Origin of the sequence: Lentzea fradiae (assembly GCF_900100955.1) — a bacterium.
In the GTDB taxonomy this organism is placed as follows: Bacteria; Actinomycetota; Actinomycetes; order Mycobacteriales; family Pseudonocardiaceae; genus Lentzea; species Lentzea fradiae.
Map to the genome: position 1 here is coordinate 43,517 of NZ_FNCC01000012.1, position 24,284 is coordinate 67,800.

The window sequence follows — 24,284 nt, forward strand, 5'->3', positions numbered from 1 at the left end:
CGCAGAGGCGGGCCGTCAGGCCGGGGAGTTCAGACCAGCGGCGCGAAGAAGAACGTGTCGCGGCGGGCGAACCGGCCGTCGTCGGTGAACTCGAAGAAGTCGGAGAACCTCAGGTCTACGTTGCTGCCGTCGTGCAGGACGCCGGCGAACCTGCCGTAGACCGCGACCTCGTTCGTGCTCTCCACGACCTTGTCGATGGTGTGGCGGCCCTCGCGGATGACGCGCGCGCCGCCGTAGAAGGCGCTCATCTCGTCGTGGCCGACCATCGGTGCGTAGCCGGGGCGGCGGTAGGTGGCGTCCGGGCTGAACATGTTGACCAGGCCCGCCACGTCGCCCGCGTCGACGAGCTCGTAGTAGCGGTGGACGGAGGTGACGTGGGCGGTGTTCAGGACGGCGGTCATGGGCGGGGCTCCTCGCTGGACGGATGAGCGGACAAGTGGGCGGACAGGACGGCGCCGATGGCCGCCAGAGGCCGGCGGGCGGTCATACCGCCGTGGGTGCTGTGCACGGGGTGGATCTCGACGTGGCCGCCGAGGTGCGGCAGCCACGAGGCCGGGGTGGGGTCGGACGGGGACTTGCCCTGCGTGGCCTCGAAGACGAGCGCGCGGGCGGTGAGCGGTGACGGCTCGTGCCGGTTGTGGAGGTTGACGTTGGCCGCGAACACCTCGGGCAGCGCGGCGCCGCTGAAGGCGGCCAGCGGACCGGTCTGGTCGCGGATCACCTCGTCGAACTCCTCGCGGGAGGCGACCTCGGCCTCGTAGCCGAGGGAGGCGAGCAGCGGGGTCAGCAGGTCCGGGTCGTCCGGCGAGACCTCCGGGTGGTCGCCGGTCTCGGGGTAGCCGTCGAGCAGGGCCAGCAGGCCGACGTCCTCCAGCTGTGCGGCCATCTCGTGCGCGACGACCGCGCCGAACGACCAGCCGAGCAGGTGGTAGGGGCCGTCCGGCTGGACGCTCCTGACCAGGCCGGCGTAGTCGGCGGCCATCTCCGCGACGCTGCCGGGCATGGCCGACGGGTCCGTCAGGCCGCGTGCCTGCAACGCGTACACCGGGCGGCGCGGGTCGAGGTGCGGCAGCAGGCCGAAGTACTCCCAGCCGATGCCCGCGCCGGGGTGGACGCAGAACAGCGGTGCGAGGTCGCCGCCGGTGCGCAACGGGATCAGCGCGCCGAGCGGGTCGCTCGCCTCGGACGTGCCCAGTTGCTCGGCCAGCGCGGCCGGGCTCGGTGCGTCGAAGAGCAGCCGCAGGTCCGGGCGCACCCCCAGCTCCGCGCGAATCCTGCTGACCAGCTTGGCCGCCAGCAGTGAGTGGCCTCCGAGGTCGAAGAACCCGTCGTCCGGGCCAACCCGGTCGCGGCCCAGCACCTCGGCGAACAACGCGCAGAGCGTCGCCTCCAGCACTGTCGCGGGCTGACGTGCCTCGGTGGTCACGACCTCCGGCGCCGGCAGGGCCTTGCGGTCGAGCTTCTCGTTGGGGGTCAACGGCAACGCGGGCAGCACGACGAACGCCTCGGGCACCATGTACCGCGGCAGGAACTCGGCGAGCGCCCGTTTGGTCGCCGCCGCGTCCAGGCCGTCCGGGGCGACGAGGTAGGCGACCAGCCGGTCGTCCCGCACGATCACCGCCGCTTGCGCGACCTCCGGCAGCGCGCACAGCGCCGCCTCGATCTCACCGGTCTCGATGCGCAGGCCGCGCAGCTGCACCTGCTGGTCGGCACGGCCGTGGAAGGCGAGCCGGCCGTCCGGCAGCCAGCGCACCAGGTCGCCGGTCCGGTACATCCGGCCCCGCGGCGCGGCGACGAACCGGGTCGCGGTCAGCGCGGGCTTGCCCAGGTAGCCGCGGGCCAGCCCTTCGCCGCCGATGTAGAGCTCGCCGACCACACCGGGCGGCACCGGCCGCAGGTCGTCGTCGAGCACGTAGGCGCGGTAGTTGTCGATCGGTGTGCCGATGTCGGGCAGGTCGGTGTCCGCGCCGGGCAGCACCAGGCCGCACGTCGAGTTCACCGTGCATTCCGTCGGTCCGTAGAGGTTGTACAGCTCGAACGGCATGCCGGTGGACGGACGGCGGCGCAGCGCGTCGCCGCCGGTGTGCATGACGCGTACCTCGGAGGCGGCCAGCGCCGGCTCGTCCAGCATCGCTTCCAGCCGCGGTGTGGCGAGGGAGGAGACGGTGATGCGGCTGTCCCTGATCCACTCGGCCAGTGCCTCGGTGTCCTCCAGCACGTGCTGCGCGGGCAGGTGCAGAGCCGCACCGGAGACGAGGGTGGGCCAGATCTCCGCCACCGCCGCGTCGAAGCCCTGCGCGGACAGGTAGCTGGAGCGGTCGGACGGGACGAGTCCGAGGGCGGGGACGAGCCAGGCCGTCTGGTAGGCGAAGGCACGGTGCTCGACGACGACGCCCTTCGGACGGCCGGTGGAGCCTGAGGTGTAGATGACGTAGGCGGCGTCGCGGAGGTGGGTGGTGACGGCCGGTGCGCTCACGGGACCGCCGTCCGGCACCCCCGCGTCCAGCACCACCTTCGCCGCGTCGCTCGACTCCACGAGGTGCGCGAACCGCCGCTGCGTCACCACCACCGGCGCCCCGGCGTCGGCGAGCATGTAGCGCAGCCGTTCCGCCGGGTAGGTGGTGTCGACGGGCAGGTACGCCGCCCCGCTCTTCAGCACCGCCAGCAACGCCAGGATGCTGCTGCTGTCTCGGTCCGTGCAGACGCCGACCACGGTGCCGCGTCGCGCGCCAAGTGCGATCAGGTGGTGCGCGAGCCTGTTGGCCCGCTCGTCCAGCTCCCGGTAGGTGAGCGTGCCGTCGTGCGCCACGACCGCGGGCGCGTCGGGGGTGCGGCGCGCGACCTCGGCGATCTGCTCGTGCACCGGCCGGGTCACGTCGTGCTCGACGGCCGTGTCGTTCCAGCGGTGCAGCACGGTGTCCCGCTCCGCGTCGGTCAGCACCTCGACCCGGCTCAGCGGCGCCGAGGGGTCGGCGACGACCGCCTCGACCAGGCGGACGAGCCGGGCCAGCAGGGTCTCGGCGCCGGTCCGGTCCCACAGGTCGACGGCGTACTCGAGGACCACCTGCAGTCCGGTGTCGCTCTGCCCGAAGCCCAGTGACAGGTCGAGCTTCGCGCCGCCGGTGGTGGTCCGGACCGTGCTCACGTCCACGCCGGGCAGGCCGAGCGAGTCGTCCTCCACGCCGTCCACACCGTCCTGCAGGGCGAGCGACACCTGGAACAGCGGGTGCCGGGTGCTCGACCGCTCCGGGTTGACCCGCTCGACGACGCGGTCGAACGGCACGTCCTGGTGCGCGTATGCGGCCAGGTCGGCTTCGCGGACGCGGCGCAGGACCGTGGCGAAGTCCGGGTCGCCGGACAGGTCGACGCGCAGCGCCAGCGTGTTCACGAAGAGGCCGACGAGGTCGTCCAGGTCCTCGGGGCCGCGGCCGGCGACGACGGTGCCGAGCACGATGTCCGTGCCCGCGCCCAGCTTCGCGAGCAACGTGGCCACGACCGCGTGCAGCGCCATGAACACCGTCGCGTTGTTGGCGCGTGCCAACGCGACCAGGCCCTGGTGGGTAGACGGTCCGACGTGTGCGCGGACCTCGTCGCCGATGTTCTCCGACACCACCGGACGCGGGCGGTCGACGGGGAGACGCAGCTCGTCCGGGGCACCCTCCAAAGTGGACGCCCAGAACTCGAGCGAGTCGTCGAACGTGGTCTCCTGCCGCAGGGTGTGGTCCGGGTACTGGATCGGCAACGGCCGCCAGTCCGGTGCCGTGCCGGTGACGCGAGCGCGGTAGGCCGAAGCGAGGTCGCGCAGCAGCACGCCGGTCGACCAGCCGTCCGTGGCGATGTGGTGCAGTGCCAGCAGCAACACGTGATCGCGGGCATCGACGCGCAACACGTGGACGCGCAACGGCAGCTCCGACGCGAGGTCGAACGGCCGCGTCACCAGTGCGGCCAGGGTGTCGTCCAGCGATTCCCCTGCGCAGTCCTCGACCTCGAACACCAGCTCGTCCGCCGGCCGCACGACCTGGTGCCAGCCCTGGTCGTCCTCGGGGAACACCGTCCGCAGCGCCTCGTGCCGGTCCACCACGTCGAGCAACGCGGCCCGCAGCGCGGCCAGGTCGAGCTCTCCGCGCAACCGCAACGCGTGCGGGGCGGTGTAGGCGTGGTCCGCGACCTCCATCGCGAGCCGGACGCCGAGCTGGGCCGACGACAGCGGCACCCGGTCCGGCCGCTGCCCCGGGCGAACCGCGGCACGCACCGCGGGCCCGCCGTCCAGGTGACCGTCGAGGCCGCGGGGCGTGGGGTCGCGGAACAGCACGCGGATGCCGAGCTCGACGCCGAACACCGTGCGGATCGAGGCGAGCAGCCTGGCCGCGAGCAGCGAGTGCCCGCCGAGGTCGAAGAACCCGTCGTCGAGACCGACCGCCGGGAGTCCGAGCACCTTGGCGAACAGCCCGCACAGGATCTCCTGGCGGGGAGTGCGGGGCTGCGAGCCACCCGTGGTCCAGGTCGGCGCGGGCAACGCGCGGCGGTCCAGCTTCCCGTTGGGAGTCAGGGGGAGCGCGTCGAGCTCCACGAACGCGGCGGGCACCATGTGGTCGGGCAGCCGCTCCGCCACGTGCGCCCGGAGGTTCCCCGCGGCACCGACGACGTAGGCGACGAGTCTTTTGCCGCCCACGTCCTCACGGGCCACCACGGCCGCGGCCGTCACGTCCGGGTGGGAAGTGAGCACCGCCTCGATCTCGGCGGGCTCGACCCGGAAACCGCGGATCTTCACCTGGTCGTCGGCGCGGCCGAGATAGGTCAGCGTGCCGTCGGCGCGGCGGCGGACCAGGTCTCCCGTGCGGTACAGCCTCGCCCCGGCCCCGAACGGCGAGGCCACGAACCGTGCGGCGGTCAGTCCCGGCCGCCCGAGGTAGCCGTAGGCCAAGCCTTCTCCGCCGACGTACAGCTCCCCCGCCGCGCCGACCGGCACGAGCGCCATCCGGTGGTCCAGCACCAGGGCGGTCTTGCCCCGCAACGGGGTTCCGATCGGCACCACGGCCCCGTCCCAGCCGGACGGCACGGTGAACGACGTGGTGAACCCCATGCTCTCGACCGGCCCGTAGCCGTTGACCACACCGATGCCCGGCACGGCGGCCAGCACCGACCGCACGTGGACGGCGGACGCCGCCTCGCCGCCGGTCAGCGCCCAGCGCAGGCCGGAGAAGATCTCCGGGCTGGTGTCCCAGAGGTGGTTGAACAGGCTCGCCGACGCGTCCAGCACGGTCACGCCGTGGCGCACCACGAGCTGGGCGACGACGGCGGGTTCCGGCCGCTGACCGGGGTAGAGCACGGACGTCCCGCCCGCGAGCAACGGCCCGAGCAGCTGGGTGGCGAAGGCGTCCCACGACACCGAGGCGCATTGCAGCCACACCTCGCCGGGACCGAATCCCGCGTACCGCTGACCGACGAGCGTGCCGGTCAGCGCCCGATGTGGTGCGGCGGCGGCCTTGGCGGCACCGGTGGAGCCGGAGGTGAACATGACGCACGCCAGGTCGTCCGGGCCGGTGTCCGGTGCCAGGAACGGCATCGGCCGCACCTGGTCCAGCTCCACCACCGGCACGCCGGCGTCGAACGGCCGGTCGGTCAGCACGAGCCGCACCGGCAGCGACGCGACCATCGACGCGAGCCGCGCCGGCGGGAAGCCGACGTCGAGCATCAGGTACGCGCCGCCCGCCTTCAGGACGGCGAGCAACGCGGTCACCATGCCCACGCCGCGTCCGATGTGGACTCCGACGATGTCGCCGCGCCGGACTCCCTGCGACACCAGGAAACCGGCGAGGGCCTCGGACTCGGCCTCCAGTGACGCGTAGCTCACTTCCTCGTCACCCGACACGAGCGCCACGGCGTGCGGGGTGCGCGCGGCCTGAAGGCTGAACAGCCGGTGCACCGTCAGAGGAGGTGCCGGTGTCTCCGTCGTCGACAGCGCCGCCGCGCGTTCCTCGGCGGACAGCACGTCGAGGTCCCACAACGACCGGTCCGGGTCGGCGGCGGCCTGGTCCAGCAGCCGCACCAGGCGTGCCAGCAGCATCTCGGCGGTCGCGTCGTCGAACAGACCGGTGAGGTACTCCAGTGAGCACCTCACGCCGTCGCGGCCCTCGTCCAGCGACAGGGTGAGGTCGAACTTCACCTCGCCCTGCCCCATCGGCTCGACGGTGGCGGTGAGGCCGGGCAGCGCGAGGCTCGCCGCGTCGTCGGACCCGGCCAGCACCATCACCTGGAACAACGGGTGCCTGCCCGGTGCGCGCACCGGGTTCAGCTCCTCCACCAGGCGGTCGAACGGCAGGTCCTGGTTGCCGTAGGCGTCCAGCGACTCCTCGCGCACCCTGCCGAGCAGCGCGCGGAACGACGGGTCGCCGGACAGGTCCACCCGCAGCACCAGGGTGTTGACGAAGAACCCGACCAGGTCGTCCAACGCCTCCTCGTCCCTGCCGGTGACGACCGTGCCGATCGGGACGTCCTCACCGGAGCCGCTGCGGGCGAGCAACGCGGCGAAAGCGGCCTGCGCGACCATGAACAGCGTCGCGCCGGACTCCTCCGCCAGGGCGGCGAGTCCTCGTGCCGTACCGGCGTCCAGCACGGCGCCGACCACCCTGCCCGCGGTGCCGGTGCCCGCGTCACGCGGACGGTCGACCGGCAGCACGATCTCCTCCGGCAGCCCGGCGAGTCTCGTCCGCCAGTGCGCCAGCTGGGCGCTGACCAGGCTCGCCGGGTCGTCGGGGGACCCGAGCAGGTCCTGCTGCCACAACGTGTAGTCCGCGTACTGGACCGGCAACGGCTCCCAGTCCGGCTCCTCCCCCGCCACCCGCGCCGTGTACGCGGCCGCGAGGTCGCGCAGCAACGGCCCGAGCGACCAGCCGTCACTGACGATGTGGTGCATCACCAGCAGCAGCACGTGGTCGAGCGGTCCCTCCCGGAGCAGGTGGGCGCGCAACGGCGGCTCGGCGGCGAGGTCGAAGGCCGTTCGCGCCGCCCGGCTCAGCGCGGCCGGGTCGCCGGGTTCGAGCGCGGCGAGCACGACCTTCGCGTCGTCCAGGATCTCCTGGTACGGCAGGCCGTCCTTGCTCGGGAACGTGGTGCGCAACGCCTCGTGCCGCAGGACCACGTCGGTGAGCGCGCGCTCCAGGGCCTCGGTGTCGAGCGTGCCGTGCAGGCGGACGGCGACCGGGATGTTGTAGGCGGCGCCGGTGCCCTCGTGCCGATCGAGGAACCACAGCCGCTGCTGGGCGAACGACAGGGGGATCACAACGTCTCCTTGGACCTCGGACGGGCCCGCAGCACGGGCCTCGGAGCGGGACGGGAGGCGGCCACCGGCAGCTGGGCGGCCAGGCCCGCGACCGTCGGGTGCTCGAACACGGTGCGCACGGCCAGTTCCGCGCCGAAGACCGACCGCACGCGGCTCACCAGGCGCATCACCAGGATCGAATGGCCGCCCAGCGCGAAGAAGTCGTCGTCCGCGGTCACGTCGGGCGCGTTCAGCAGCTCGGCGAACAGGCCGCAGAGCACCTCTTCGTGCGGGGTGCGCGGCGCACGACCGGCGACGCTGCGCACGTCCGGGGCGGGCAAGGCGGCACGGTCGAGCTTCCCGTTCGGCGTGCGCGGCAACGACTCCAGCGCGACGATCGCGGCCGGCACGAGGTAATCGGGCAGCTGCCGCGCGGCGAACTCCCTCAGGCCGTCCGCCTCGCCGACGACGTACGCGACGAGCCGCTTGTCCCCTGGGGTGTCCTCGCGGACGACCACCTCGGCCTGCCGCACACCGGGATGATTGGCGAGCACGGCCCGCACCTCGCCGGGCTCGATCCGGAAGCCGCGGATCTTGACCTGCTCGTCGGCGCGGCCGAGGAAGTGCACCACGCCGTCGCGGTCCTGGCGGACCAGGTCTCCCGTGCGGTACATCCGCTCGCCCGGCGCGCCGTACGGGTTGGCGACGAACCTTTGCGCCGTGGCAGGGGTCTGGCCCAGGTAACCGTGCGCTAGACCGTCTCCCGCCATGTACAGCTCACCGGGGGTGCCCGGCGGGACCGGCCGCAGCCGGCGGTCGAGCACGAACACCCGCTTGCCGGTGACCGGCCGTCCCACCGGCACGCTCACCCGCTCCAGGTCGCGGAGCTCCACGGTGTGGCACAGCGTGAAGATGGTGTTCTCGAGCGGCGAGTAGCCGTTCACGACCCGCAGGGAGGGACGCCGGTCGAGCAACGTCCGCAGGTGCGGGACCGAGGCGGGTTCGCCGCCGGTCATCACCTCGCGGACGCCGTCGAACACCTCGGGCGTCTCGTCGACGAGGAAGTTGAGGAGGCTGGCCGACACGTGCAGCGAGGTGACGCCGTGCCGTGCGACCAGCCGCGCGATCTGCGCCGGCTCCGGGGTCTGTCCGGGTTGCAGCACGCAGGTAGCGCCGGAGAGCAGAGGTCCGAAGAGCTCCAGGGCGAACGCGTCCCAGGACACCGGTGAGCACTGGAGCCAGACCGAGTCCGGGCTGAAGCTCACGTAGTCCTGGCCGGTCAGCGTCGTGACCAGCGCCCGGTGCGACACGACGACGCCCTTGGGCAGTCCCGTGGAGCCGGAGGTGAACATGACGCACGCCGGGCTGTCCGCGGTGAACGCGCGGGTGAAGTCGCCGGAGGCGTGGTGGCCGCCCTCGGCGTCCTCCAGCACGAACACCGGTCCTGCCTGGTCGAGCAACGCCTGCCTGCGGTCGGCGGGGTGGTCCGGGTCGAGCAGGACGTACGCGGCGCCTGCCTTGAGCACGGCCAGGATCGCGACGACGAGGTCCACGCCGCGCGGCAGGCACACCGCGACCGTGTCCCCGATCTCGGCGCCCTGCTCCACCAGGCGCCGGGCGAGCCGGTTCGCGCGGGCGTGCAGTTCGGCGTAGGTGACGGTCTCGTGGTCGTCGACCAGCGCCACGGCGTCCGGCCGTCCGGTCATGAGCCGCGGCAGGGTGGCGTCGCGGTGCGGGCTCTCGCCGGACGAGTTCCACTCGACCGTCACGGTGCGGAGCTCGTCCGCGTCCATGACGTCCACTGTGGACAGAGGTGCGCCGGGATCGTCGGCGACCGCGGTCAGCAAGCGGACGAGCCTGGTCACGACCGCCTCGGCAGTGGGGCGGTCGTACAGCTCGGTGGCGTACTCCAGCTCGCCCACCAGGCCGGCGGGTGTGCCGTCCTCGGCGAACGACTCCCGCAGGCCGAGAGTGAGGTCGAACTTCGCCGCACCGGTGTCCGTGCGCAGCGCCTCGACCTCCAGGCCCGGCAGGGTGAGCTCGCCCTCGGCGTTGTTCTGCAGCACGACCATCACCTGGAACAGCGGGTGCCTGGCCGTGGTGCGGGCCGGGTTCAGCTCCTCCACCAGCCGTTCGAACGGCAGGTCCTGGTGGTCGTAGGCGGCGAGGTCGTGCTCGCGGACCCGGTCGAGCAGCTCGGCGAACGTCGGGTCGCCGGACAGGTCGGTCCGCAGCACCAGGGTGTTGACGAAGAACCCGACCAGGTCGTCGAGCACCTCGTCGGAGCGCCCCGCGACCGGCGTGCCGAGCGGGACGTCGGTGCCCGCGCCGAGCCGGGAGAGCAGGGCGGCGAACGCGGCGCGCAGCAGCATGAACGAGGTGACGCCGGACGTGCGGGCCAGCGCGGTGAGGTCGCGGTGCAGGTCCGCGCCGACCGTGAACGGCACGACGTCGCCCTGGTGCGAGGGTCTGGCGGGACGGGGCCGGTCGGCAGGCAGGGTCGCCTCCTCCGGCAGCCCGGCGAGGGCCTCGCGCCAGTGGGCGAGCTGCTCGTCACCGGGGTTGCGCTGCTGCCACAGGGCGTAGTCCGCGTACTGGACCGGCAGCGGCGTCCACTGTGGAGCCTGGCCGTCGGCGCGGGCCGCGTACGCCTCGGCGAGGCCGGTCAGCAGTGGCCGCATCGACCAGCCGTCGGCCGCGATGTGGTGCACCACGACGAGCAGCACGTGCTCGCGGTCGCCGGTGCGGAACAGCCTGACCCGCAACGGGCTCGCGGTGAGGTCGAACGGGCGGCGGGACTCCTCCTCGACGGTGCCGGACGACTCGGCGAAGTCGACCGCCACCGGCAGCACCTCCTGGTGCACCACGCCGTCGCGCTGGCGGAACACCGTCCGCAGCGCCTCGTGCCTGCCCACCACGTCGTCGAACGCGGCACGCAGGGCGGGCACGTCGAGGTCGCCGGTCAGGCGCAGGGCGATCGGCACGTGGTAGGCGGCACCGGGTCGCTGGACCTGTTCGACCGCCCACAACCGTTGCTGCGCCGAGGACACGGGCAGCTCGACCGGCCGTTCGGCGGGCGTGACCCGTTCCCTGGCACGGCGTCCGGTGTCGAGGCGGGCCTCCAGCGCGGCGACGGTCGGCGCGTCGAACACCTCGCGCAGCGCGATCTCGGTGTCGAACGCGACGCGGACGCGCGCCACCAGCCGGGCGGCGAGCAAGGAGTGCCCGCCGAGGGCGAAGAAGTCGTCGTGCACGCCCACCTTCGGAGTTCCGAGCAGGTCGGCGAAGATCCCGCAGAGCACCTCCTGGCGGGCGTTGCGGGGCGCGCCACCGCCCACCGCCACGACGGGTGCGGGCAACGCCCCGCGGTCGACCTTGCCGTTCTGGGTCAGCGGGAGCTCGTCCATCACCGTCACGACCGCGGGGACCATGAACGCGGGCAGCACCGCGCCGACGTGCTCGCGGGCCTCTTCGGGGGTCACCTGCTCCCCCGCCACCGGCACGACGTACGCGAGCAAGCGCTTGCCGACCACCGGTTCGTCCCGCACGACCACGACCGCGCGGGCGATCCGGTCGTGCCGCGTCAGCGCCGCCTCGATCTCGCCGGGCTCGACCCGGTAGCCGCGGATCTTGACCTGGTCGTCGGCGCGGCCGAGGAACTCCACGACCCCGTCCGCGGTCCACCGGCCGAGGTCACCGGTCCGGTACAGGCGTCCGCCCGCACAGGCGACGAACCGTTCGGCGGTCGCACCCGGCCGGCCGAGGTAGCCGAGGGCGAGGCCGTCGCCCCCGACGTAGATCTCCCCCGCGACACCGGGCGGCACCGGGTTCAGGTGCTCGTCCAGGACGTGCACGGTGGTGTGGCCGATCGGCGCGCCGATGGGCACCGGGCCGTCCACCTCGGTGATCCGGTGCGTGGTCGCGAAGACCATGCTCTCCACGGGACCGTACCCGTTCACCAGCCGCAGGTCCGGCCAGTCGCGCCGGACGCGGGCCAGGTGCGCGGGCGACGCGGCGTCACCGCCGGTGCTGACCTCGCGCAGGTGCCCGAACACCTCGGGGTGGGTGTCGGCCAGCGCGGCGAACAGGCCCGCCGACAGGAACATCCTGGTGACGCCGTGCCGGACGACCTGCTCGGCGATCAGCGCCGGATCGGGCACCTGCCCCGGAGCGAGCACGCACGTCGTGCCGTGCACGAGCGGCTGCCACAGCTCGTACGCCGCCGCGTCCCACGCCACGGGCGCCACCTGAAGCCAGGTCCCTCCCGGCGAGGCGAACTCCTGCCCGAAGAACATCCGCACGGCCGCGCGGTGGGTCGTGACGACGCCCTTCGGCACGCCCGACGAGCCGGAGGTGAACATCACGCACGCCACGTCGTCGCCGCCGACCGGGAAGCCCGGCCTGGTCGCCGACTCGCCCGCGACGTCGTCCACGCGGACCACGTCCAGGTGGCCGGGCAGCAGGCCCGCGACGGACGGGTGGCTGACCACCAGGTCCAGTCCTGCCTCGTCGGCGACGCGCGCCACCGGGTGCGTCGGGTCGAGCGGCACGTAGGCCGCGCCGGTCTTGAGCACGCCCAGCAGCGCGGCGACGAACGCCGGCGACCGCTCGACCAGCACACCGACGAGGTCGCCGCGGCCGGCACCGTGTTCGAGGACCTTGTGCGCCACCTGGTTCGCCCACGCGTCGAGCTCCGCGAACGTGACACGTTCCTCGCCGAAGACGAGCGCCACCGCGCCGGGCCGCAGCTCTGCCTGCTCCTCGAAGAGGCCGACCAGGGACCGGTCGCGCGGGTAGTCGGCGCTCGTGCGGTTCCACCGGGCCAGGGCCTCGCGTTCACCGGCGGACAGCACCTCCGCCCGGGAGACCCGCACCTCCGGGTCGAGACCGGCCGCCACCCGTTCGAACCGCTCGACCAGCGTCTCGGCCGTGGCGCGGTCGAACAGGTCCGCCGCGTACTCCAGCGTGCCGGTGATGCCGGACGGGCCGTCGTCGTCCGCGGTCTCGGTCAGCATCAGCGCGAGGTCGAACTTCGCGGCGGTGACCGCGATGTCCACCTCCTCACCGTCCAGTCCGGACAGTGCGGCGGCCGGTGCCGCGGGCTGGACCGTGACGAACACCTGGAACAGCGGGTGCCGCGCCGGGGAGCGGACCGGGTTCAGCTCCTCGACGACCTGGTCGAAGGGCACGTCCTGGTTGGCGTACGCGGCCAGGTCGGTCTCGCGGACCCGGCCGACCAGCTCGCGGAACGTGGGGTCGCCCGCCAGGTCGGTGCGCAGCACCAGGGTGTTGACGAAGAACCCGACCAGGTCGTCCAGCGCCTCGTCGGTGCGGCCCGCCACCGCGGTGCCCAGCGGGACGTCCGTGCCCGCGCCGAGCCGCGACAGCATCAGCGCCAGCGCGGCCTGCACGACCATGAACACCGTCGCGTCGCACTCCCTGGCGATGGTGAGCAGGCGGCGGTGCACCTCGGCGCCGAGCCGCACCGCCAGCTGCTCGCCGCAGTGGCTCGGGGTCTCAGGCCGCGGCCGGTCGGCGGGCAGCGCGATCTCCTCCGGCAGGCCGGCGAGCGCCGTGCGCCAGTGCTCGACCTGCCCGCCGAGGTCGAGGTCCTGCTGCCACAGCGCGTAGTCCGCGTACTGCACGGCGAGCGGCGGCAGGTCCGGTTCCACCCCGGCCCTGCGGGCGTCGTAGGCGTGGCCGAGGTCGCGCAGCAGCGGCCCCCACGACCAGCCGTCGGTGACGATGTGGTGCATGACCACCAGCAGCACGTTGTCCTCTTCGGACAGACGGAACAGGTTGGCCCGCAACGGCAGGTCGGTCGCGAGGTCGAACTCCCTGGCCGACTCGGCCGCGAGCAGGTCGTCCAGCTCGGCCGTGTCGCAGCGGATCAGGTCCAGCGCCACCTCGGTGTCGGGCAGCACGACCTGCTCGGGCACGCCGCCGGTGTCCGGGAAGACCGTGCGCAGCACCTCGTGACGGGCGAGGACGTCCCCGAGCGCCGCCTGCAACGCGGCGGTGTCGAGCGGTCCGCGCAGCCGCCGGGCGATCGGCACGTGGTAGGTCGTTCCCTCGCCCTGCATGCGGTTGAGGAACCACAGGCGCCGCTGGGCGGCCGAGAGCGGCAGCCGCTCCGGTCGTTCCCCTGCCCGCACGGACGGGCGTGCCTGCGCGAGGGAGTCGACGCGGGCGTCCAGGCCGCGCACGGTCGGCGTGCGGAAGACGTCGCGCATCGCGAGTTCCACGCCCAGAACCGACCGCACCTTGGCGACCAGCCGGGCGACCAGCAGCGAATGCCCGCCCAGCGCGAAGAAGTCGTCGTCCGGCGACACCTCCGGCAGGCCGAGCAGTCCGGCGAAGACGCCGCAGAGGATCTGCTGGCGCGGCGTCCTCGCGGCGGGGCCCGCGGCGGTGGTGATCTCGGGAACGGGCAGCGCGGCCCGGTCGAGCTTGCCGTTCGCGGTGCGGGGCAGTTCGTCGAGCACCACGAACGCCGAGGGCACGAGGTGCTCGGGCAGCCTGGTGGCGGCGAAGGCGCGCAGTGCGGCGGGGTCGGCGGTGCCCACGACGTAGGCGACGAGCCGCGGACCGGCGAGCACCACGACCTCGGCCTGCCGGACGTCCTCGTGGGCGTTCAGCACGGCGGAGACCTCGGCGGGCTCCACCCGGAAGCCGCGGATCTTCACCTGGTCGTCGGCGCGGCCGAGGAACTCGACGACGCCGTCGGCGTCCTGGCGGACCAGGTCGCCGGTGCGGTACATGCGGCCGCCGAACGGGCACGCCACGAACCGTTCCGCGGTGGCGGCGCCCTGGCCGAGATAGCCGTGCGCGAGGCCGTCGCCCGCCATGTAGAGCTCACCGGGCGTGCCCGGCGGGACCAGCCGCAGGTGCTCGTCCAGCACGTAGACCCGCTTGCCCTTCAGCGGGCGGCCGACCGGGATGCTGCGGCGTGCCGAGTCCTCGGGCAGGATTCGGTGGCACAGCGTGAAGATGGTGTTCTCCAGCGGCGAGTAGCCGTTGACGAGCCGCACGCCGGGATGGCGTTCCAGCAACGTGCGCACGTGCTCCTTGGAGGCCGCCTCGCCGCCGGTCATCACCTGGCGGACACCGGCGAGCGCGTCCGGGTACTCGTCGAGCACGAAGTTGAGCAGGCTCGCGGACAGGTGCACGGTCGTGACCGCGTGCTCGGTGACCAGCTCGGCGATCCGCGCGGGTTCCGGTGACTGGCCGGGTTGCAGCACGCAGGCCGCGCCCGAGAGCAGCGGGCCGAACAGTTCGAGCGCGAAGGCGTCCCAGGAGACCGGCGCGCACTGCAGCCACACCTCGTCCGCGCCGAAGGCCACGTAGTCCTGGCCGGTGAGGGTGGCGACGACGGCGCGGTGCGAGGTCTGCACGCCCTTGGGCCTGCCGGTCGAGCCCGACGTGAACATCACGCACATCGCGGCGTCCGGGTGCACCGGGCGGTCCAGGGGTTGCGCGCTCAGGTGCGCGGCGCCGCCGGCGTCGACCAGCCGGCTCGGCAGGTACGACGGGCCTTCGACGACGGGACCTGCCTGGCGTGCCAGGCGTTCGGCCAGCAGCGACGGCCCGTTCACGACCGTCACCGCAGGGCGCGCCTGGACCAGCAGGGTCGCGAGGCGCTCCACGGGGTGGTCGGGGTCGAGCAGCACGTAGGCGGCGCCGAGCTTGAGCACCGCGAGCACTGCCGCGACCAGCTCCGGCCCCCGTGGCAGGCAGATCGCCACCAGCGCGCCCGCGTCGGCGTCGATGTGCCGGGCGAGCCGGTTCGCGTGGGCATCCAGCTCCGCATAGGTGGTGCGGCCGTTCTCGTGGATCAACGCGGTCGCGTCCGGGGTCGCGCGGGCGTGGCGGGTGAAGATCTCGTGCAGGCACTCACCGCTGCCGGTGGTGCCGGTGTCGTTCCACTCGACCGCGATCCTGCTTCGTTCTTCCGGAGTCAGCAGGTCCACTTCGGACACACGCGCGCCGGGGTTCGCGGCCACGGCGTCGAGGAAGCGGACGTAGCGGTCGAGCAGCGCGATGGCGGTGCGGTGCTCGAACAGGTCGGTCGCGTACTCCAGGTGGCAGGTGAGCCCACCACCGGTCTCGTGCAGGGTGAGCGTGAGGTCGAACTTGGCGGTGTGCCTTTCCACGTCGAGGGTCTCGGTGACGCAGCCGGGCAGGACGGCCTCGCCCTCGGCGTTGTTCTGCAGCACCACCATGACCTGGAAGAGCGGATGCCTCGCCAGCGTGCGGGCCGGGTTCAGCTCCTCGACGACGCGGTCGAACGGCACGTCGGCGTTCGCGTACCCGGCCAGGCCCGTCTCCCGCACGCGGTCGAGCAGCTCGCGGAACGTCGGGTCGCCGGAGACGTCGTTGCGCAGCACCACGGTGTTGACGAAGAGCCCGACGAGGTCGTCGAGCGCCTCGTCCCCGCGGCCCGCGACGGGCACGCCCACCGGCACGTCGGTGCCCGCGCCGAGGCGGGACAGCAGCGCGGCGAACGCGGCCTGCACGACCATCGCCTGCGTCGCCTGGGCGGCCCGCGCGAGCCCGGCCACGTCGGCACCGGTGCGCGCGGTGACCAGGCCGCCACGCCGGCTGGGGGTGGCGGGCCGCAGGTGGTCGGCGGGCAGGCTCGCCTCGTCCGGCAGCCCGGCCAGTGCCGTGCGCCAGTGGCCGAGCTGGTCGCCGAAGTCCTGGTCGTGCTGCCACAGCACGTGGTCGGCGTACTCGACGGGCAGGGCTTTCCATTGCGGCGCCGCGTGTTCTCGTCGCGCCGCGTAGGCCGTGGAGAGGTCACGCAGCAGTGGCGCGACAGACCAGCCGTCCGCGGCGATGTGGTGCAGGACGAGCAGCAGCACGTGCCGGCCGGGCTCTTCCTCCGCGAGGTACGCGCGCAGCGGCGGTTCGGTGCGTACGTCGAACGGCAGGGCTGCGGCCTCCTCCAGCTTCGCGGGGTCGAGCGGCACGAGGTCGACGTCCGCGGGCAGCGCGACCTGGTACGGCTCGCCGTCGTGGTCCGGGAAGACCGTGCGCAGCGGCTCGTGACGCTCCACGAGGTCGACCAGGGCGAGGCGCAGCGCGTCACGGTCCAGCGAACCGTTGATGCGCAAGGCGATCGGCACGTTGTAGGCGGCGCTGGGGCCGTGCACGTCCTCAAGGAGCCACAGCCTGCGTTGCGCGTGGGACAACGGCATTCGTCGCGGGCGAGTCCTCGGCGCCACGGCTTCCCGTGCGGTGCCGAGCGAGTCGAGCAACGCGTCGAGCGCCGCGGGCGTCGGCCGGTCGAACACGTCACGGAGCGCCATCTCCACGCCGAACGCGGTGCGCGCCTTCGCGACCAGCCGGGCCGCGAGCAGCGAGTGCCCGCCGAGCGCGAAGAAGTCGTCGTCCAGCGCGACCACCGGCACGCCGAGGAGGTCCGCGAAGATCCCGGTGAGGACTTCCTGCCGCGCGGTCCGTGGTGCCCGTCCGCGGCTCTCCGCGCGTTCGGGCTCCGGCAGCGCACGCCGGTCGAGCTTCCCGTTGGGCGTCAACGGGAACGCGTCCAGCGCCACCACGGCCGACGGCACCATGTAGTCGGGCAGCCGCCGCGCGAGGTGCTCCCGCAGCCCGTCCGCGTCGCCCACGACGTAGGCGACGAGCCGCTTGCCGGTGGCCCCGTCCGCCCGCACCTCGACCGCGGCCCGCTCGATGCCGGGATGAGCCAGCAGAGCCGCCTCGACCTCACCGGGCTCGACCCGGTAGCCCCGGATCTTGACCTGGTCGTCGGCCCGGCCGAGGAACTCGACGGTCCCGTCCGCCCGCCACCGTCCCACGTCACCGGTGCGGTACACCCGCCGGCCACCGGCGCACGCCACGAACCGCTCGGCCGTGGTGCCCGCCCGGTTCAGGTAGCCGTGCGCGAGCCCGTCCCCGCCGAGGTAGATCTCGGCCGCCACACCGGGCGGCACCGGGGCGAGGTCGCCGTCGAGCAGGTGCACGGACGTGTTCGCGACCGGCGCGCCCACCGGCACCGGCCCGCCGACCTCGGTGACCTGGTGCGTGGTGGCGAACACCATGCTCTCCACCGGGCCGTACCCGTGCACCAGCCGCACGTCCGGGAACTCCCGCACCACGCGGGCGAGGTGCGCGACCGACGGGCTTTCGCCGCCGGTCATCACCTGCCGGACGACCTGGAAGACCTCGGGGTGCGTGTCGAGCACGGCCGCGAACAGCCCGGCCGACATCCACAGCGTGCCGATCTCGTGCTCGGCGACGAGCCGCGCGATCACCGCGGGGTCGGGCACCTGGCCGGGGGCGAGCACACAGGTCCCGCCGTGCAGCAGGGGTGGCCACATCTCCAGGCTCAGTCCGTCCCAGGAGACGGGGGCGGACTGCAGCCACGCGCCACCGAAGTCCACATAGGACTGGCCGAAGAAGGTGCGGACGGTGGCGCGGTGGGAGGACATGGCGCCCTTGGGCACGCCGGAGGAGCCGGAGGTGAACAGCACGCAGGCCACGTCGTCGGCGGTGAGGGGGACGGACGAACGGGTGGTGGGTTCGGTGCCGAGACCTGCGGCCACGGCCCCGGCACCCGGCACCACGCGGGCCACCCGCTCCGGGTCGTCCGTGACCACCAGGTCCAGCCCCGCCTGCCCGGCCACCGAAGCGATCCGGTCGTCCGGGTGCCCCGGGTCCAGCGGCACGTAGGCCGCCCCGGCCTTCAGCACCCCGAGGATCGCCGCCACGAACTCGGGCGACCGCCGCACCAGCACCCCGACCAGGTCCCCGCGGCGGACCCCACGCCCGATCAGCCGATGCGCGACCTGGTTCGCCCGTGCGTCCAGTTCGCCCGCGGACACCTCCGCGCCTTCGAACACGACCGCCACGCTCGCGGAGTCCGCGTCGACACGTTCCTCGAACAACTCCACCAAAGTCCGCGAGCGCGGGTAGTCGGCGGCGGTGTCGTTCCACCGCGCCAACGCCTCCCGCTCCTCGTCGAGCAGCACACCCACCTGCGACAGCGGCACGCCGGGGCTCGCGGACCACGCGCTCAGCAGCGCCGTGAACCGGCGTGCGAGCAGGGCGGCGGACGGTTCGTCCCACAGGTCGAGCGCGTAGGTGAGCCAGCCGCGCACGCCATCGGCCGACTCGGTCAGGTCGAAGGTCAGGTCGAACTTGGCCGGGTGCAGCTCGACCGAGCCGGTCTCCACCTCCAGGCCCGCGAACCGCGGCGCCTCCTCCGGGGCGTTCTGCAGGACGAGCATGGTCTGGAACAGCGGGTGCCGCGACCTCGAGCGCTCCGGGTTGAGCTCCTCCACGAGTCGTTCGAAGGGCAGGTCCTGGTGCGCGTAGGCGGCGAGGTCCGTCGCGCGGACCCGTTCGACGAGGTCGCGGAACGTCGGGTCACCGGTGAGGTCGGTGCGCAGGACGAGGGTGTTCACGAAGAACCCGACCAGGTCGTCCAGCGCCTCGTCGGTCCGGCCGGCGACGGCCGTGCCCAGCGGGACGTCCGTGCCCGCGCCGAGCCGCGAGAGCAGCCCGGTCAGACCGGCCTGCAGCACCATGAACAGGGTCGAGCCGGTCCGCGCGGCCAGGTCCGAGAGCCGCGCGCTCACCTCGGCGTCCAGCACGACCTCGACGGCCGCGCCGCGGTGGGTCGCCGCCGCCGGGCGGGGGTGGTCGGTCGGCAGGGTGATCTGCTCGGGGAGACCGGCCAGGGCGTCGCGCCAGAAGGCGAGCTGGCCCGCGAGCTCGCTGTCCGGGTCGTCGGCCGAGCCGAGCACCTCCTGCTGCCACACCGTGTAGTCGGCGTACTGGACGGGCAGCGGCTCCCAGTCCGGCTCCCGTCCTTCGACGCGCGCGGAGTAGGCGGCGGCGAGGTCACGGGTGAGCGGTCCCCACGACCAGCCGTCCGTGGCGATGTGGTGCATCACGAAGAGCAGCACGTGGTCCTGGCCGGAGACCCGGAACAGGCTGGGGCGCCACGGATGTCCGGCGGCGAGGTCGAACTCCCAGGCGGACGCCTCGGCCATCGCCTCCCGCACGTCCGCCGCGGAAACCTTGTGCAGCACCGGAACCGTGTCGAGCACGAGCTGGTGCGGCTCGCCGTCGACGTCCGGGAAGACGGTGCGCAGCGTCTCGTGCCGCCACGCCACGTCGGTCAGGGCGGCCTCCAGCGCGTCCACGTCGAGCGGGCCGCGCAGGCGCAGCGTGTACGTGGCGTTGTAGAGCGCGCCCGACGGGTCGAGGCGGTGCAGCAGCCACAGCCGGCGCTGGGCGAAGGACAGGGGGCTCACAACGTCTCCTTTTGCCGGGCCCGCGCCCGCAGAGCGGGTCTGGCCTTCTTCGCGAGGACGAGTCGGTCGGCCAGGTCGGCCACGGTCGGTGCGTCGAACACGGTCGCGACGGACAGTTCGGCGTGCAGCTCCCGGCGAATCCGGCCGAGCAGCCGCATCACCAGCAGCGAGTGGCCGCCCAGCCGGAAGAAGTCGTCGTCGACGGACACCGACGGCACGCCCAGCACTTCGGCGAACAGCGAGCACAGCGCCCGTTCGTCCGCGGTGCGCGGGGTACGGCCCTCCACGACGACGGTCTCGGGGGCGGGGAGCGCGCGGCGGTCGAGCTTGCCGGTGTCGGTGCGGGGCAACGCGTCCAGCACCACGAAGGCCGACGGCACGAGGTGCTGGGGAAGCCGTGCCCGAGCGTGGTCCCGCAAACCGTCGGCTCTGCCGACCACGTACGCGACGAGCCGCTTGTCGCCGGGCCGGTCCTCCCGGACCACGACCTCGACCTGCCGGACGTCCGGGTGATCCGCGAGCACCGCCCGCACCTCACCCGGCTCGACCCGGAAGCCGCGGATCTTCACCTGGTCGTCCGCGCGGCCGAGGAACTCGACGACCCCGTCCGCGCCCTGGCGCACCAGGTCGCCCGTGCGGTACATCCGCCCGCCGCCGAACGGGTTCGCGACAAACCGCAGAGCCGTCGCGCCGCCCTGCCCGAGGTAGCCGTGCGCCAGCCCGTCGCCCGCCATGTAGAGCTCGCCGGGCGTGCCCGGTGGCACCGGGCGCAGCCACCGGTCCAGCACGTGCACCCGCTTGCCCGCCAGCACCCGGCCCACCGGGACGCTGCGCAGCCCGGTGTCGGACAGGGCGATCCGGTGGCAGAGCGTGAAGATCGTGTTCTCGACCGGCGAGTAGCCGTTGACCAGGCGCAGGTCCGGGTGGCGGGTCAACGCCTTCCGCACGTGTGCCGGGGAGGCCGCCTCGCCGCCGGTCATCACCTGCCGCACGCCGGTGAACGCGTCCGGGTGCTCGTCGAGCAGGTAGTTCAGCAGGCTCGCCGACACGTGCACGGTCGTGATGCCGTGTGCGGCGATCAGCTCCGCGATCCGTTCGGGCTCCGGTGACTGGCCGGGTTGCAGCACGCAGGTCGCACCGGACAGCAGGGCGCCGAACAGTTCCAGCGCGAACGCGTCCCACGACACGGGCGAGCACTGCAACCAGATCTCGTCCGCATCGAACGAGACGTAGTCCTGCCCGGTCAGGGTGCCGGTCACCGCGCCGTGCGGGGTCAGCACGCCCTTGGGCCTGCCGGTCGAGCCCGACGTGAACATCACGCACGCCGAGTCCGCCGGTGTCACCGTCACCTCGGGCGGGGCGTCGGCCGATCCGACCGGCACCGTCGTGACGACCGTGCGGACGCCGGCGAGCGCGGTCACGGCCTCCAGCCGGGCGGCGGGGAACGCGATGTCGAGGACCGTGTAGGCGGCCCCTGCCTTGAGCACCGCCAGGACCGCCACGACGAGCGGGATGCCGCGTTCGAGGCGGACACCGACCACGTCACCGCGCCGGACGCCCTCCGCGACCAGCTCGTGAGCGACGTGGTTGGCCCACCGGTCGAGCCCCGCGTAGTCCAGTGTGGACTCTCCGCAGACGAGCGCGGTGGCGTGCGGCGCACGTGCGGCGTTCTGGGCGATGACGTCGTGCAGGGTCGCCGCCGCACGCGGATGCGGAGTGGGTACGGCCGCGCCCTCACCGGGCAGCAGCAGGTCGATCTCCGCCACGGGTGTGTCCGGGGCGACCGCGACCGCCTCCAGGAGACGGACCATCCGGCCTGCCAGTGCACGGGCCGTGGCGTCGTCGAACAGGTCCTTGGCGTACTTGAGGGTGCCGCGCAGCCCGTCGTCCTCGGTGAAGTCGAACACCAGGTCCGCTTTGGCCGCACCGACCTGCACCGGAACGTCCTCACAGGACAGTCCGGGGAAGTCCGGCACGACCGAGGGCGGCTGGAGCACGAGCAACGTCTGGCACAGCGGGTGCAGTCCCTGAGCCCTCACCGGCTGCACCTCTTCCACCAGCCGGTCGAACGGCAGCTCGCCGTGCAGGTGCACTCGGCCGTCCTGTTCCCGCACCCTGGCCAGCAGCTCCCGGAACGTGGGCTCGCCCGACACGTCGGTCCGCAGCACCAGGGTGTTCACGAAGCACCCGACCAGGTCCGCCAGCGACTCGTGCCCGCGTCCGGCGACGATCCCGCCGACCGGCACGTCCTCGCCCGCCCCGAGCCGCGACAGCAGCCCGGCGAGCGCGGCGCGCAGCACCATGAACACCGTCGCCCTCGACTCGCGGGCCAGTGCCGTCAGCGCACCGTGCGCCGCCGGGTCCACGCGGAAGTCGATCGCGCCCGCCTCGCGGACACCCGCCGACCGCACGGACCGGTCCGCGGGCAGCACGATCTCCTCGGGCATGCCCGCGAGCTCGGCCTTCCAGAACGCCGTCAGGTCGTCGTGGCGGGCCAGCAGGTCCTGGTGCCAGGCCGCGAAGTCGAGGTACCGCACGGGCGACGAGGCCCACCGCGGCGCACGGCCGGAGACCCGCGCGGCGTAGGCGTGGGCCAGGTCGCGCCACAGCGGCGTGATCGACCATCCGTCCATCGCGATGTGGTGCACGACCAGAACAAGTAGGTGCTCGTTCTCACCCTCGGCAACCAGCCCCGCCCGGACGGGGATCTCGGTCTCCAGGTCGAACGGCCGCATGACGTCCGGTGTGGACAGTCTCACCTCGGCCGCGTCCAGAACGCGTTGGTACGGCTCGTCATCGATAACCGGGAAGATCGTGCGCAACGGCTCGTGCCGCGCGACGACGTCGTTCAGTGCCGCCGTCAACGCACGGACGTCCAGCGGGCCACGCAGACGCAGGGCCATCGGCACGTTGTAGGCGGGACCGCGGTCGGACTGCTGCACGAACCACATCCGCCGCTGTGCCGCCGAGAGCGCGGGACGTGCGGGATGCGGCACCGGAAGCGGACCGGGTCGCGCGCCACCGGCCGTCGCCGCGACAGCCGCGAGCGCGGATGGCGTGGACGCCTCGAACACCATCGCCGCGGGCACCTCGACCCCCGCGACCGCCCGCAGCCTGCCGACCAGCCGTGCCGCCGCGAGGGAGTGCCCGCCCAGCGCGAAGAAGTCGTCGTCCACGCCGATCGGCGAGACCCCGAGCACCTCGGCGAACAACGCGCAGACGCTCTCCTCCACCGGATCTCGCGGTGGCCCGCCCAGCGGCACGCGTTCGCGCACTGGCACCGGCAACGCTCGTTGATCCAGCTTCCCGTTGGGGGTCAACGGCAACGCTTCGAGGAACACGACGTCCGACGGCACCATGTAGGCGGGCAGGATCGACGCGCAGTGCTCGCGCACCTCGGCCTCCGCCGGCGCCGGACCGTCCGCCACCGCGTACGCCACCAGCGTCTTCTCGCCCGCCGGGGTGGTCAGGACGGTCACCGCCGTCTGCCCGACCCGCGGGTGCGCCGCGACGGCGCCCGCCACCTCGGCGGGTTCGATCCGGAAGCCGCGGATCTTCACCTGGTCGTCGGTGCGCCCGGCGAAGTCCAGGTCCCCGTCCGGTCGCACGCGGCCCAGGTCGCCGGTGCGGTACATGCGCTCGCCCGGTGCCCCGAAGGGGTCGGCGACGAACCGCGCCGCCGTCTCCCCCGGCCGTCCGAGGTAGCCGCGGGCGAGCTGGACGCCGGTCAGGTACAGCTCACCGACCTCTCCGTCCGGCACCGGCCGCAACCGCGCGTCCAGCACCCGGATGCCCGCACCGGCGGTGGGACGGCCGATCGGCACGAGCCCACCGCCCCCGACCTCCCGGCACGGCAGGCACGTGACGCCGACGGAGACCTCGGTCGGCCCGTACTCGTTGTAGAGCACCACGTCGAGGCTCTCCCGGAAGCGGTCCGCGACCGCGATCGGCAGTCCCTCGCCCTCCGACGCCACGAGCCGCAACGGCCCGCCGCTGCCGTCGCGCAGGTACTCGTCCAGGAACAGCGGGATCATCGACGCGACGAACCGGATCATCGTGATCCGCTCGGCGCGCACGGTCCTCGCGAGGTACGCGGGGTCCCGGTGGCCACCGGGGCGGGCCATGACGAGCGTCGCCCCGGCGGCCAGGGTCAGGAAGACCTCGATGACGGACGGGTCGAACCCCGACGGCGTCTTCTGCAGCACGCGGTCACCCGGCGCCAGGCGGTAGTGGGCCTGGACGTCGGTCATCCGCCGCAGGATGCCGCGGTGGGTGATCACCACGCCCTTGGGCTTGCCGGTGGTGCCCGAGGTGAACATGACGTAGGCGGGGTGGTCGGGCAGCGGAGGCGTGAGCACCGCCTCCGCACAGCCTTCCGCCGACCACCGCGTCACCTCGCCGGGTCCGAGCGTCAGCGACGGCCGCGCCACCTCCAGCACGTGCGCGGTCCGCTCGGCCGGGTGGTCGGGGTCGAGCGGCAGGTACGCCGCCCCCGCCCGGACGATCGCGAGCAGCGCGACGACCAGTTCGGCCGAGCGCGGCACCGCGACCGCCACCACGTCCTCCGGCCCGACGCCCCTGCCGGTCAGGGCGGCGGCCAGGCGGCCGGCCCTGGCGTCGAGCTCGGCGTAGGTCAGCACCGCGCCGTCGCACTCGACGGCGGGAGCGTCCGGTGCCGAGCGCACGGCCCGGTCTACCACGGACGGCAGGGTCTGCAGATCGTCGAGCACGGTGGCACC

At 73.4% G+C, this 24,284-nt stretch carries 4 protein-coding genes; all 4 read right to left on the reverse strand.

Annotation, left to right across the window (positions count from 1 at the left end; translation table 11 throughout):
- Positions 1-29 precede the first annotated feature (29 nt).
- From BLT23_RS27495 to BLT23_RS27510, 4 genes are read right to left on the reverse strand one after another with little or no spacing between them, the layout of a single operon-like run.
- On the reverse strand, positions 30-401 hold the full coding sequence (locus BLT23_RS27495; protein WP_090053977.1) for a nuclear transport factor 2 family protein: 372 nt from the start codon (positions 399-401) through the stop codon (positions 30-32).
- Complete coding sequence (locus BLT23_RS27500; RefSeq protein WP_090053979.1) at positions 398-7,282, reverse strand: amino acid adenylation domain-containing protein; 6,885 nt, start codon at positions 7,280-7,282, stop codon at positions 398-400. Before BLT23_RS27500 ends, BLT23_RS27495 begins: the two co-directional genes overlap by 4 nt.
- Positions 7,279-19,545 carry a non-ribosomal peptide synthetase gene (locus tag BLT23_RS27505; RefSeq protein WP_090053980.1) on the reverse strand — a complete coding sequence of 4,089 codons (12,267 nt, stop codon included), beginning with the start codon at positions 19,543-19,545 and terminating at the stop codon, positions 7,279-7,281. Before BLT23_RS27505 ends, BLT23_RS27500 begins: the two co-directional genes overlap by 4 nt.
- Positions 19,542-24,275: a non-ribosomal peptide synthetase gene (locus tag BLT23_RS27510; RefSeq protein ID WP_090053982.1), complete on the reverse strand. Its 4,734-nt coding sequence runs from the start codon at positions 24,273-24,275 to the stop codon at positions 19,542-19,544. The genes BLT23_RS27505 and BLT23_RS27510 overlap by 4 nt, the downstream gene beginning before the upstream one ends.
- Between the last annotated feature and the right edge of the window lie 9 nt (positions 24,276-24,284).